This is a genomic window from Paenibacillus aurantiacus (assembly GCF_042431225.1).
GTDB lineage: Bacteria > Bacillota > Bacilli > Paenibacillales > Paenibacillaceae > Paenibacillus_Z > Paenibacillus_Z aurantiacus.
In genome coordinates this window covers 1-11851 of the sequence record NZ_JBHMDO010000044.1, presented here as the reverse complement: position 1 = coordinate 11851, position 11851 = coordinate 1, and the positions used below count along the sequence as shown (strand labels likewise).

16 protein-coding genes and 1 tRNA gene are annotated in these 11851 nt (G+C 55.8%); all 17 read right to left on the bottom strand.

Annotation, left to right across the window (positions count from 1 at the left end; translation table 11 throughout):
* Nucleotides 1-34: 34 nt before the first annotated feature.
* Nucleotides 35-565 carry a hypothetical protein gene (locus tag ACFFSY_RS26860; RefSeq protein WP_377499956.1) on the bottom strand — a complete coding sequence of 177 codons (531 nt, stop codon included), beginning with the start codon at nucleotides 563-565 and terminating at the stop codon, nucleotides 35-37.
* Nucleotides 566-706: 141 nt separating this feature from the next.
* Entirely contained in the window at nucleotides 707-925 is a 219-nt protein-coding gene (mtrB, locus tag ACFFSY_RS26855; RefSeq protein WP_377499954.1) for a trp RNA-binding attenuation protein MtrB, read from the bottom strand.
* Between the two features lie 85 nt (nucleotides 926-1010).
* Nucleotides 1011-1087: transfer RNA gene (locus tag ACFFSY_RS26850), tRNA-Pro, on the bottom strand.
* 167 nt (nucleotides 1088-1254) lie between these two features.
* Entirely contained in the window at nucleotides 1255-1530 is a 276-nt protein-coding gene (gene hbs, locus ACFFSY_RS26845) for a non-specific DNA-binding protein Hbs (RefSeq protein ID WP_183598181.1), read from the bottom strand.
* Between the two features lie 307 nt (nucleotides 1531-1837).
* Nucleotides 1838-3316 carry a stage IV sporulation protein A gene (gene spoIVA / locus ACFFSY_RS26840; protein WP_377499952.1) on the bottom strand — a complete coding sequence of 493 codons (1479 nt, stop codon included), beginning with the start codon at nucleotides 3314-3316 and terminating at the stop codon, nucleotides 1838-1840.
* A gap of 665 nt (nucleotides 3317-3981) precedes the next feature.
* Nucleotides 3982-4707 (bottom strand): YphF family lipoprotein, encoded by a 726-nt coding sequence (locus tag ACFFSY_RS26835; RefSeq protein ID WP_377499950.1) that lies wholly within the window; start codon nucleotides 4705-4707, stop codon nucleotides 3982-3984.
* 47 nt (nucleotides 4708-4754) lie between these two features.
* Nucleotides 4755-5099, bottom strand: a complete 345-nt coding sequence (locus ACFFSY_RS26830) for a 2Fe-2S iron-sulfur cluster-binding protein (protein WP_377499948.1) — start codon at nucleotides 5097-5099, stop codon at nucleotides 4755-4757.
* The gene (locus tag ACFFSY_RS26825; protein ID WP_377499946.1) at nucleotides 5089-5694 is read right to left on the bottom strand and encodes a hypothetical protein; all 606 of its coding nucleotides are present in this window, start codon (nucleotides 5692-5694) and stop codon (nucleotides 5089-5091) included. The genes ACFFSY_RS26830 and ACFFSY_RS26825 overlap by 11 nt, the downstream gene beginning before the upstream one ends.
* Before the next feature lie 16 nt (nucleotides 5695-5710).
* Nucleotides 5711-6007 (bottom strand): 2Fe-2S iron-sulfur cluster-binding protein, encoded by a 297-nt coding sequence (locus tag ACFFSY_RS26820; RefSeq protein ID WP_377499944.1) that lies wholly within the window; start codon nucleotides 6005-6007, stop codon nucleotides 5711-5713.
* Between the two features lie 59 nt (nucleotides 6008-6066).
* Entirely contained in the window at nucleotides 6067-6246 is a 180-nt protein-coding gene (locus tag ACFFSY_RS26815) for a DUF2768 family protein (protein WP_377499942.1), read from the bottom strand.
* 176 nt (nucleotides 6247-6422) lie between these two features.
* Nucleotides 6423-6701: a stage VI sporulation protein F gene (locus ACFFSY_RS26810; protein WP_377499940.1), complete on the bottom strand. Its 279-nt coding sequence runs from the start codon at nucleotides 6699-6701 to the stop codon at nucleotides 6423-6425.
* Nucleotides 6702-6813: 112 nt separating this feature from the next.
* Nucleotides 6814-7836 (bottom strand): NAD(P)H-dependent glycerol-3-phosphate dehydrogenase, encoded by a 1023-nt coding sequence (locus ACFFSY_RS26805; RefSeq protein ID WP_377499938.1) that lies wholly within the window; start codon nucleotides 7834-7836, stop codon nucleotides 6814-6816.
* A 12-nt stretch (nucleotides 7837-7848) separates the two neighbouring features.
* Complete coding sequence (gene plsY, locus ACFFSY_RS26800) at nucleotides 7849-8442, bottom strand: glycerol-3-phosphate 1-O-acyltransferase PlsY (RefSeq protein WP_377499936.1); 594 nt, start codon at nucleotides 8440-8442, stop codon at nucleotides 7849-7851.
* Between the two features lie 90 nt (nucleotides 8443-8532).
* On the bottom strand, nucleotides 8533-9855 hold the full coding sequence (der, locus tag ACFFSY_RS26795) for a ribosome biogenesis GTPase Der (protein ID WP_377499934.1): 1323 nt from the start codon (nucleotides 9853-9855) through the stop codon (nucleotides 8533-8535).
* A gap of 110 nt (nucleotides 9856-9965) precedes the next feature.
* Complete coding sequence (locus tag ACFFSY_RS26790; RefSeq protein ID WP_377499932.1) at nucleotides 9966-10148, bottom strand: capping complex subunit for YIEGIA; 183 nt, start codon at nucleotides 10146-10148, stop codon at nucleotides 9966-9968.
* Complete coding sequence (locus ACFFSY_RS26785) at nucleotides 10141-11067, bottom strand: YIEGIA family protein (RefSeq protein ID WP_377500443.1); 927 nt, start codon at nucleotides 11065-11067, stop codon at nucleotides 10141-10143. The genes ACFFSY_RS26790 and ACFFSY_RS26785 overlap by 8 nt, the downstream gene beginning before the upstream one ends.
* 2 nt (nucleotides 11068-11069) lie before the next feature.
* Complete coding sequence (locus ACFFSY_RS26780; protein WP_377499930.1) at nucleotides 11070-11699, bottom strand: YphA family membrane protein; 630 nt, start codon at nucleotides 11697-11699, stop codon at nucleotides 11070-11072.
* Between the last annotated feature and the right edge of the window lie 152 nt (nucleotides 11700-11851).

Sequence of the window (11851 nt, the reverse complement as noted above, 5' to 3'; positions counted from 1 at the left end):
ACGCCCCTCGCCTCCATTGCCCTGCGAAAGACGATCATCGGACAAAGGACATGCGCAATCTGTCCCGCCACACCGGATCGAGGTCTGGCCGTGCCCCTCCGATTTCAGACAACGCGCTCGCCAGCCACTCGTCCGTCTTCCGGATATCGGCAGCCGCTTGCATGACCATAGACCGCCCCACCGCATCGCTGCCTGCCGGTGCCGACTTTACGAAACGAATGAGCAGGCGATTGACGTTGCTCGTCTGGACGTAGGCCAGGTCAGTCAATTGCTGCAGATCGGTCATCCACAAATCGATTCGTCCCGGCACACCATCCACCGCCAAGTCGACAGACAGCACCCCTTCTCTCCACTCGGCCTTCCGTATGGGCAGCTTTAATTGCTGGGCGATGATGGAATCGACCAGATTCCGAGTTTCGAGCCGTTTGATCGGCGCTGCGCGAAAGACCGCCATCTCCCCTTGGGAATCGAGCATTCTCCGCTCCGCCAGCGGCAGGAGGGTTAGGAGCGCCGTTATGGCGATCGCCGCCCCTGCTGCGCCAAGCAGCCTTCTCCACACGGTCATGTCCATTCTGCATCCCCGCTTTCCTTGTACATTCGCACTTTGTTCGCTACTCTATTGTACAAAGAAAAAAAGCAGGCTATGCCTGCTTGGATGCTCGTAATTGATGGATATTCGATCGATCGGCCCCTTGTCCAGCCTTGCCTACTCGTCGGTTTCGATCGAGCCGTGGCGCGTAATGACGGTTGCTTTTCCGCGAATCTTGATTGCGGAGGTGTGATCAGTGAATTGGGCGATCAACACTTCGCCTTTATCCAGCTTCTCCGTATGGTGAAACTTCGTGTCCTGGCCGCGCGTCAACCCGATTACTTGCACGCCCTGCGCCTTCGCCTTGATAACGATATACTCGCTGTTCTCGCTCATCTCGTCTATCCCTCTTCCTGGCTCAAAGTCGAAAAAACTGCCGATCGTTCGGCGTGGAACGAGGCAGCAGTCATGTAGGCTAACATGGTCGGGTGTACCGGATTTGAACTGGCGACCTCTACCACCCCAAGGTAGCGCTCTACCAAGCTGAGCTAACACCCGAAATGCAGCAGCCGCATACGGAACCGGTCCGTCCCTGCTCGTGCCAACCGCAAAAGTAGTCTACTGGATTTATTACCCAAAGTCAATAGAGACTCGGGAGCATTTTCATTAAAAAACGCCCGGAGCAGATTCGTCCCGGGCGTTAGGCGGCAGATGCCGCGCGGTTATTATTGAGATACCAGATCCTTCAGCGATTTACCGGCTTTGAAGGATGGGATTTTGCTAGCAGGGATGTCGATCTCTTCACCCGTTTGCGGATTGCGTCCTTTGCGAGCCTCGCGGCTCTTCACTTCAAAGTTGCCAAAGCCAACCAGTTGCACTTTGTCGCCGCTTTGCAGCGCATCGGAGATCGCATCGAATACAGCATCAACTGCTTTCGAAGCATCCTTCTTGGAAAGGTCGGTAAGTTCTGCCACTTTCGCGATAAGTTCCGTTTTGTTCATATCTTTCACCTCCCCTTACAGCATTGCAAACTCGCTTCATTACCATTCTGTTTATCACAAAACGGCGAAAAATATACCTGAATTCCGGATATATCCGGCAATTTCGCAAATTCAAACCTAGCGAAACGCGGTCGCCGCAGTAGATTATGTACCTCACGCAGCTACTTCCTGTTGAAGCACGAACAAACTTATAGTAATACAGTGCCTTTAGAATTTCAAGAGGCTGGGCTAGGTTAATTTCATGAACCCCCGCTCACGGCACGCAAAAGACGCGCCCGCCCGGGCGCGTCTCTTGCAAATCGCGACGTTACAGAATGATGGCGATCAACCCGCCGGACCCTTCGTTAATGATCCGTCCGAGCGTCTCCTGCAGCTTATAGCGCGCGTTGTCTGGCATCATAGCGATTTTGCCTTGAATGCCTTCCCGCACGATGGAATGCAGGGAGCGGCCGAACATATCGGAATCCCATACCTTGATCGGGTCGTTCTCGAAATCTTGCATCAAGTAGCGGACGAGCTCCTCGCTCTGCTTCTCCGTGCCGATGATCGGCGCGAATTCGGATTCCACATCCACGCGGATCATATGGATGGACGGCGCGGTTGCCTTCAGTCTCACGCCGAAGCGGGAGCCTTGACGGATCAGCTCCGGCTCATCCAGCTGCATCTCGGCCAGCGTAGGCGCCGCAATGCCGTAGCCCGTCGTCTTGACCATCTCGAGCGCTTCTTGGAAGCGGTCGTATTCGCGCTTGGCATGGGAGAACTCCTGCATCAGCTGGAGAAGGTGATCCTTGCCGCGAATCTCGACGCCGACGACCTCCATCAGGATTTGATCGTACAGTTCGTCCGGCGCGTAGAGATCGATCTCCGCGACCCCTTGCCCCATGTTCATGCCGCTCAATCCCGCGCGGTCGATAAAATCGTATTCGACGAACTGGCTAACCACGCGGTCGACGTCGCGCAGACGGCGAATATCCTTCACCGTATCGCGTACGGAATTCTCGTAGTTCGAACGCAGCCAGTGGTTATCATTGAGTACCATGACCCAGCTCGGCAAATTGACGTTGACCTCGTGAACCGGGAACTCGTAGAGCACTTCGCGGAGCACCGATGTCACGTCTTCCTCGCCCATTTGCGCCACGCTGAGCGTCAGTACCGGAATATCGTATTTCGCCTGCAGCTCGCTGCGCAGCTGGAGCGCTTCTTCGCTGCGCGGCTTCGTGGAATTCACGATGACCACGAACGGCTTGCCAACTTCCTTCAGCTCGTTGATGACGCGTTCTTCGGCTTCGACATAGGAGCTGCGCGGAATTTCGGCAATCGTGCCGTCGGTTGTGACGACGATGCCGAGCGTCGAGTGCTCCTGTATGACTTTGCGTGTGCCGATCTCAGCGGCTTCTTGGAACGGAATCGGCTCCTCAAACCAAGGTGTCGTAATCATCCGTGGTCCGTTCTCGTCCTCGTAACCTTTAGCGCCTTCAACGGCGTAACCGACGCAGTCAACGAGGCGGACGTTGACATCCAGCCCTTCCGCCACGCGAAGCTGAACCGCTTGATTCGGCACGAATTTCGGCTCGGTCGTCATAATCGTTTTGCCTGCCGCGCTTTGCGGGAGTTCGTCGATCGCGCGCACCCGATCGGCTTCGCTCGTGATGTTTGGCAGCACAACCGTCTCCATGAACCGTTTGATGAAGGTTGATTTGCCCGTGCGGACCGCGCCGACGACACCGAGGTAAATATCCCCGCCGGTTCGTTCGGCTATGTCCTTGAAAATGTCCACTTTCTCCACTGATATCCCCTCCCAATCGTATTTCGCCAGTACATGGACGTACCGTTACTGCCGCGTTTCCTCCTGCTGAGTAGTCGTCAGGGTTCGCCGCCATCCGCCGGTCGAAGCAGGCAAGCGACGCAACTCGTACATGAATTTGGACTAGTAATAGCTTATTAAGCCAAAGCCCCGAATATGACGACCGCACGAGGAAATCTTTTAAAACCCGTTCCTTCCCCGCACTCGCTCCTTCCAAGATTGAGGTATATGAGAGAAAGGGAGGGGCTATGACAGGAAAGGAAAAAAACGCAAAAAAACCTTTGAGATGGGATGATTGGTTTGCGTTTCAGTAAGGAAACGCAGCATTCATCCAAGGCAAATTGGCTTGAGTTCCGAATACGGAACACAGCATTTTGCCCTGGCGATTTGGTTTGCGTTTCCGGTATAGAAACGCAGCATATCGCAAGGATGATTGGTTTGCGTTTCAGTAAGGAAACGCAGCATTCATCCACGGCAAATTGGCTTGAGTTCCGAATACGGAACACAGCATTTTGCCCTGGCGATTTGGTTTGCGTTTCCGGTATGGAAACGCAGCATATCGCCCTGGCCATTTGGATTGAGTTCCGAATCGGAACTCTCCAATTTGCCTATCTCAAAGGTTATTGCGTTTAAGGATTGTCCGGTAGTTATTCGGCCGCGACCGGCTTCGGCTCGTTGTCGACGAAATGGTATACCGGCGATTTGACCGGCACGAAATCCGAACGGCTCACAAGCAGTTCCCTCAAATCCTGATTCGGTGAGGGCGACGCGCCAGACTTCTGAACCGCTTGCATCAGATCCGCCGCATAATCGACGTATACGTTGCCGCCCGCATCCATCATGGTCTGAAGCGACTGCCCCGAGAATACGCTTACGAGCTTGGGTTCACGAATGTTGAGTGCCGAATAGTCGATCCAGTAGTAACCCGGGTAAGCTTGCTCTCCATGCGGTAGCGCGCCTTTCGATCGCTGGTAGGATGAAATTTCGCGCTGGACGTCGATGACTCGCTGGTAGACCGATAGATTCATGAGCTTAACGGTAGGATCGGTCTCCTCGTTAATAATGAGAAAGTAGTAGCTTCCCCCCTTCTCGTATGCCGCAGGGGGAATGTCGCTCATATATTTCATGCGCGTTAATTTGCCAAAATCGATCCGATATTTCTCGTACACGGGCGTATCGGGCTCGCTGTTCAAAATCGGCAGCAGGCTCGTATCCTTCTGGTACTGGTCGACGACCGCCTGCACGTTCAGCACCGCGTCCTTGGCAGGCAATTCGTTCGACGCGCGTTCCTCTTCCGGATACAAGCATCCGGACAGCACAATCGCCATCACGATCATAATGGCCGCAAGAGACGCGCTCCTCCATCTATTCATCTGTCGTTTCCTCCTTCAATTACCGCCGTATCACGCCTTGCCTGCCGCTACCACAGCGGTTCTTCTCGCTGCCGCTCAAGCTGCTTGCGTACCGCCGCACGCAGAGGATCTTCCGGCACGCAGACGATGGCCGGACCGCACACTTTCGCTTGGCAGGCGAGTCGAATGCCTTCGGCGTCCAGACCGGCTAGCTTGCGCTGCTCCATCGGTTGAATCGTGGACAGCCCTTGTCCATCCGTCGTCACTTTGCACATCAAACAGGCCGCTTTCCCGTCGCAGCGCGTACGGATCGGCACACCGGATCTTCTGGCCGCCTCCAGGACCGATATCCCGGCGCGAACCTGAACCATTTTCCCTTCCGGCATAAAGGTTAGGGGTACTTTAGCACTCATCGACCTTCCCCCGATCCGTCAAATCCAGCCGCTTGTGTACATCAGCGACAATGTTGTTCTCGAAGCTGCCACTATGCTCTACCGCACGCAATCCCGCTAAATGCGGCGCCGGATTGCGCCGTATGGCGTCCATAATGAGCAATGTCCGATCTTCTCTGGCGCGTAAGACGTTAAACCATAGCTCGTGGGCTAGCGGCACGATGCCCACTTCGTATCTTCCGCATGCGACTACCTCCCGGTGCCGGTACAGCAGCTCATTGACCTTCACTTCGTAGCTGCCGAAGCCCGCATGCACTTCGAACCCGCCTACTAACTCGACGGCAACGCCATCGACCTCATAATGGCTGAGTAAGGACCGGTACATCGCCGTCACGCTCTCGTGCGGTTCGTCGATTGCGTAGCGGCTCAGCATCCGGTGAATCAGCCGCGCTTCCTCCAAGTCCGCATATAAATCCAGATCGCGGGGTGGCTGCGAGAGCCGCAGACCGCGCAGCAGGAGGCCGGCACTGCCGCCGAGGAGCCACTTTGCTCCCGATCCATCAATGCTAGCTGCAATATTCGCCAACGCCCGGCGAACCGTCTCTTTGTCGCCCACGACCTTCACCTTCCTTTTAGAAATACGGTTTGTTCACGGCTCTAATTCGACCCGCATCGGACTTGACGATCGCTTGACATGCTAGCCGGTAGCCTTGTTCGAACTCTTCCGGCTCCATGCGGTCCCATTCGGCGTCCGTCACTTCTTCAAGAAACTCAGCGCCTTCCTCTACGAGACAGCGGCAGCGGGCGCAAGTGCCCCGCGTACAGGAAAACAGCCAATCCAACTTATGCTTGACGGCCAAGTCGAGCAGCGACATGCCTTCCTCCGCTTCTACCTCTGCGGTTTTCGTCCGCGTCACCAATTCAATCATCGTTCCATGACCCCTTCCCTTATGTAACAGCTTTGATTGACATGCTTGCCGCTTCGCGATCAAGCCACCGAAATAAATCCGAAAAACGCGCCGAGAACTAACGAAACAAAGGCTATCCCCGACAATAGCGCTTTCAGAACACCTTTAAGCTTATATCGAGCTACAGTAATAAGCACAGCCGATATTGCCATCAGCCCAATCCCGATAAACGATACCCACATCTTTGTCATTGGATCCATGACCGACCACCTGCCTGTCCGACAAAATATTCGTTCCATTATAGCATTTGCAGCCTACGCACGGCTACTTCGCGGCCGCAGGTTACCGATTTTGACACAAAAAAAAGGAACAGATGCCGATAGCTGCGCAGTCCGCAAGAGCGAGAAGCGCAACCGATGCATCTGTTCGTCGATCGTTATTTCTTCATTAACATTTTCATCAGCGTCTCCATGTTGTTCATGTTGAGCCCGCTCTTCTGGACTGCGCCGACGATATCGTTGATCGTTTGCTCCGTTACCGGTACACCCGCCATCGTCGAGACTTGCTTAATGAGTTTACGCAGCTCGGTCTCATTCTGAACGGTATCTGAAGTGACGCCGCTGGCCAACTTTTTCACGGCGTTCTCGGAAATCGGCTTGCCGGTTTTTTTGGTGACCACGTTCAGCACATCTTTGGATAGATTTTTGTCCGCCATTGTCGTTCATCCCTCCCGCTCGTGCTTGCTTGCCAAGAAGACTGCCGCCTCAGACGGCGCGTATCATGGTGCTGCTAGCATCATATGAAGCGGGGACGGGATTGGTGTAGGCTCATGGCGAGGCGATATCTTCCATTTCGTGCTTGCGCAGCCGTCCCATCAAGTCCTCGGCCGCCTTGATCGGCTGCTTGCCTTCGAAGAGCACCTTGTATAGCTGCTCCGTAATCGGCATGACGACGCCGTACGTGCGCGACAGCTCGTGAGCCGCCTTGGTCGTCCGTACGCCCTCGACCACCATGCCCATGCGATCTAGCACGTCTTGAAGCGCAAGCCCTTCAGCCAGCATGGAGCCTGCCCGCCAGTTCCGACTCAGCTTGCTCGTTCCCGTTACGATCAAATCGCCGACGCCGGCAAGACCCGAGAAGGTAAGCGGGTTCGCTCCCATCGCCATACCCAGTCGCGTAATCTCCGACAGCCCGCGCGTGAGTAGGGCGGCCTTCGCGTTATCCCCGAAGCCGAGTCCGTCGGTGAGACCGGCGCCGAGCGCAATAATGTTCTTAATCGCCCCGGCCACTTCAACGCCGACTACGTCCGGATTCGTATAGACCCGGAAGAACGGCGTAATGAGCGCGTCCTGCGCGTGTTCGGCCGCTTCCAGCGACTCGGATGCGACGACGACCGTCGTCGGCTGGCGCTTCACCACTTCTTCCGCATGGCTCGGGCCGGATAACACGACGAGCCGCTTGGGATCGACGGGCAGTTCTTCGGCGAGCACGGTCGTCATGCGCTTCAGCGTCCCGACCTCGAAACCTTTGGTCGCATGCACGATAAGTGTCTCTGGCGTCATGTACGGCGCCGCCTTGCCCGCTACTTCTCGCATGGATGCGGATGTCGCGGCGAACAAGACAAGCTCCGCTCCCATCACCGCGTCCGCGATATCGTTCGTCGCCCGGATTCCTTCGGGCAGCGTAATTCCCGGCAAAAACCGGTTGTTCGTATGTAATTGGTTGATCTCTGCCGCCTGCTCCGCGTTGCGCGTCCACAGGCGCACGTCGTATTCATTGTCAGCCAGCACCGAGGCCAAAGCCGTCCCCCAGCTGCCGGCGACCAGCACCGCCGCTTTGCGTGTCGTCATCTTCGTGCCTCCTTACCCTTTGCGAGCGCCGAGTTTGTTTTCCCTTCCCTGCATCAGCTTCACGATATTGCTGCGGTGCCGGACGAAGGCGAATACGCAGATGACCAAGCTCGCCCACAGCAGAGCCATCGGTCGATCCATGAGCCAAATAAACACCGGCGTCAGCGCTGCGAAGATGAGTGAACCGAGCGAGACGAACCGGGTTAGCGCGATGGAAGCAATGGCGATCAGACCGGCGATCAGCGCCGGCAGAAAAGCAAGCGTCGCGATCACGCCTACCGTCGTCGCAATCCCTTTGCCGCCCTTGAAGCCGAACCAGACCGGCCAATTGTGACCGGCGATTGCCGCCAATCCGCACAATACCGGCAGCCAATCGCCACCCACCATGAATTTGCCCAATAGAACAGCGGCTACCCCCTTGGCGATATCAAGCGCGAACACGGCGATCGCAGGGCCTTTGCCGAGAATGCGCAGTGTATTCGTCGCGCCGGCATTACCGCTGCCGTGATTACGTATGTCGATGCCCTTGACCCATTTGGCGATAAGAATGCTGAATGAGACCGAACCTAAGAGATAGCTGATCAGTATCGCTGCTGCTTCTAACATATCTGTTTTCCTCCTGCTTGGCCGAGAGCTCCTGGGCTCTGTGTTGAGAGTTGCCGCCTGCATAAAGAAGAAGGCCGACGTATCGTCGACCTAATCTTCATCGGATTTCCGACGGGTGAAAATACGAACCGGCGTGCCTTCGAAATTAAACGCGGCCCGGATTTTGTTCTCGAGATAACGCTCATACGAGAAGTGCATCAATTCCGGATCGTTCGCGAACAGCACGAATGTCGGCGGCCTGACGGCAACCTGCGTCACATAGTTGATGCGCAGCCGCTTGCCTTTATCGGTAGGCGGCGGATTCAGCGCGATCGCATCGGAGATGACGTCGTTCAGCAGATGGGTCTGAATGCGAAGCGAATGCTGTTCGGAGACATGATTGACGACCGGCAGCAGCTTATGCAGCCTCGACTTCGTCTTCGCGGACAAATAAACGATCGGCGCATACGTCATGAATAGGAAGTGATCCCGGATCAAGTTCGTAAACGACTGCATCGTCTTGTCGTCCTTCTCGACGACATCCCACTTGTTCACGACGAAGATCGACGCTTTGCCCGCTTCGTGCGCATAGCCGGCGATATGCTTATCCTGCTCGATGATGCCTTCTTCGCCGTTGATGAGCACGAGAACGACATCGGCGCGTTCAATCGCCTTCAATGCGCGCATGACGCTGTATTTCTCGGTCGTTTCGTATACTTTGCCGCGCTTGCGCATCCCCGCCGTATCGATGAGCACGTATTTCTGCCCGTCTTTCTCGAAAGGCGTATCAATCGCGTCGCGGGTCGTGCCTGCCACATTGCTGACGATGACACGTTCTTCCCCGAGCAGCGCGTTCACAAGCGATGATTTGCCGACATTCGGACGGCCGATGAGCGCGACGCGGATGACGTCGTCCTCGTACACTTCTTCTTCCGGTTCGGGCAGCAGCTCGACGGCCGCGTCCAGCAGATCGCCGATACCGGTGCCGTGCGAGCCCGAGATCGCGATCGGATCGCCGAAGCCCAGATTGTAAAATTCATAAATATCGTCACGCCGGTTAAAATTGTCCACTTTATTAACGGCGACGACAATCGGCTTTCTCGAACGCAGCAACATCTGCGCGACTTCGTCGTCCGCGTGGGTCAACCCGGCTTTGGCATCGACCATGAAAATGATGACATCCGCTTCTTCAACCGCCAGTTCCGCTTGCATGCGGACCGACTTCATGATTTCATCTTCTCCGTCAATTTCAATACCGCCAGTATCCACAATACTGAAGGCAGTGCCGTTCCACTCGCCGGAGCCGTAGATCCGGTCACGCGTAACGCCAGGCTTGTCCTCTACAATCGCCAACCGGTCGCCAATGACACGGTTAAAAATTGTAGATTTCCCCACATTCGGCCGCCCTACGATGGCGATGATGGGTTTAGACATTGATTTCACTCCTCAAGCGTAAACAGCCGCCCCATAACGCTTACGTCTGTTTATCAAAATACTCACGCCTTCCATCATAGCAAAAAACAGCGGCCTTGGCTAACATTTCATTAGTCACGGTGATCGACCAGTATAAACGACCCGTTCTTCAGATCATGCGCCGTGGCATCCAGGATCTTTTCCAGCAGGAACGCCGTCATTTCGCGTTTTTCCGCGTCGGGTTCCACAAAAATCGGGGCGCCCCCTGCGACGGCGTCACCTTTGGTCGTGACTAGGGCTACAATTTTACCCATGCTGCTTGCTCTCTCCTTTGTTCACGCCGGCTTCCGTCGGCATCCGAACCGCGGACTCCAAAATCGGAACGCGTTGAACGACCGCCAACGCTTTGGCCGTATCCTGCTCCTGCGGCAGAAGGAAAATAGCCAGCCGACCGTCCTTCATATCCAGCTTCGCCATGGGGATGAGCGCGGGCTCCCCATCGTCCCGATAAACGCCCAAAATCGTGCACAAATCGAATAGAATCGCTTGCCGCTGCCCCAAATTGCTTAGCGTCGCTTTCCCATTCGGATTGTATGGCTCCAAAATAATGCCCATCCCGCGTTCAGCGATCAACTGTTGGTTGGAGGAGAGGCCAACGTTCATGATGTAGATATCGCCAACGAACAAATCCGGCCCGTCCACCTTCACCGGCGCGACGCTGGCGCTGGCGATATGAGAAATCGACTTGCCCGATTTTAAGGCTCGTACGATTAGCAAGGATCCGATGCCGGCCACCACGCCGTAAGGAAGACCGAGCGAGATAGAAGCGAGCGATGTGAGCAGCGCGGAGAGAATGACCAGATAATTGCGCCCTTCGAATACCATGGCCGTCCCTTCTATATAAGCCGCGCCACGCGATACAAGCTCCAAACTGTCGATTTTCGTCAACGTATTGCGCTCCATGTTGCGTACATCCCTGAACTGCTGCGCGGCAAGCGTCAGGAATGTGATCGCCGTGTAGTCTTTCTTATACAATGCCGGCACGGCCACGGCGCCTAGCGCGGCCGCGATGACGCCGAGCGAGATATGAATGATTCTCCCGTGCGGATAAGTCGGATACTGCCGGTAATCCGTCCGCAGCATGAGCAGCCTTGCCGTAATCCCGAACGCCACGCCAAGCAATATGCCGTACAACACATGATGCGGCTGGCCAAAATGATGATGAATCCACATGTTCAAACGCTCCCTCCCCGCTCTCCGGATCTGCCTTCGCCCAGCCATTTTGCAATCGCCCGAAAGCCGGCTTTCACATTCCCCGTCAACCGTGCGCTAACAAGCGCCACGGCCGTGCCGTCCCACCAGGCAAGCGATCCGATTTCGATCCTCGCCACTGCCGCGGGCAAATAAAGCGCCGCGAGCGGCGCGATCGCCGCCGATGCCGTGACGACGAAGAAATGCATACCGATCGTCTCCGTTAACATGCCGGCTAGAAATCCCGCCAGCACCGGACCGTCCAGCTCGGGACGCAAAAACACGAACACCGGGTCGGACTCGTACATATACCTCACCCACAGCCAGACGGTTCCGGAGAGCAAGGCGCATAGCAGGGCGAACAACGACTGCAATAGGCTGCGCGACGCCGCCAATGCGACAAGCGCGCAGGCAATCGCCCAGGCCGCACTTCCGTATATGTCGATACCCCGCCAACCGATCGCAAACCGATATTGATGCAGCAGCGCGATTCCGGCCAGTACGATCGTGACCTTCCATGCCGGCGTATGGTCCGCGACTTGCCTCTGCCATCCCGTCATATAGAGGATGCCCGCCATCGTCAACAGCCACAAAGCGGTTATTCCGCTATTCAACCCCAATACGCTCACCTCGCTTGATGGTTTAGTATGCGCGGGAAGTTTCCTTTACATTCCATGGGATTCGGTACCCTCGCCCCTTCCCCCTCCTGCAATGCTGTCAGGTTAAGGAAGTGAGTGGGGTAATAAGTAGTAAAACAGTAAAGTAG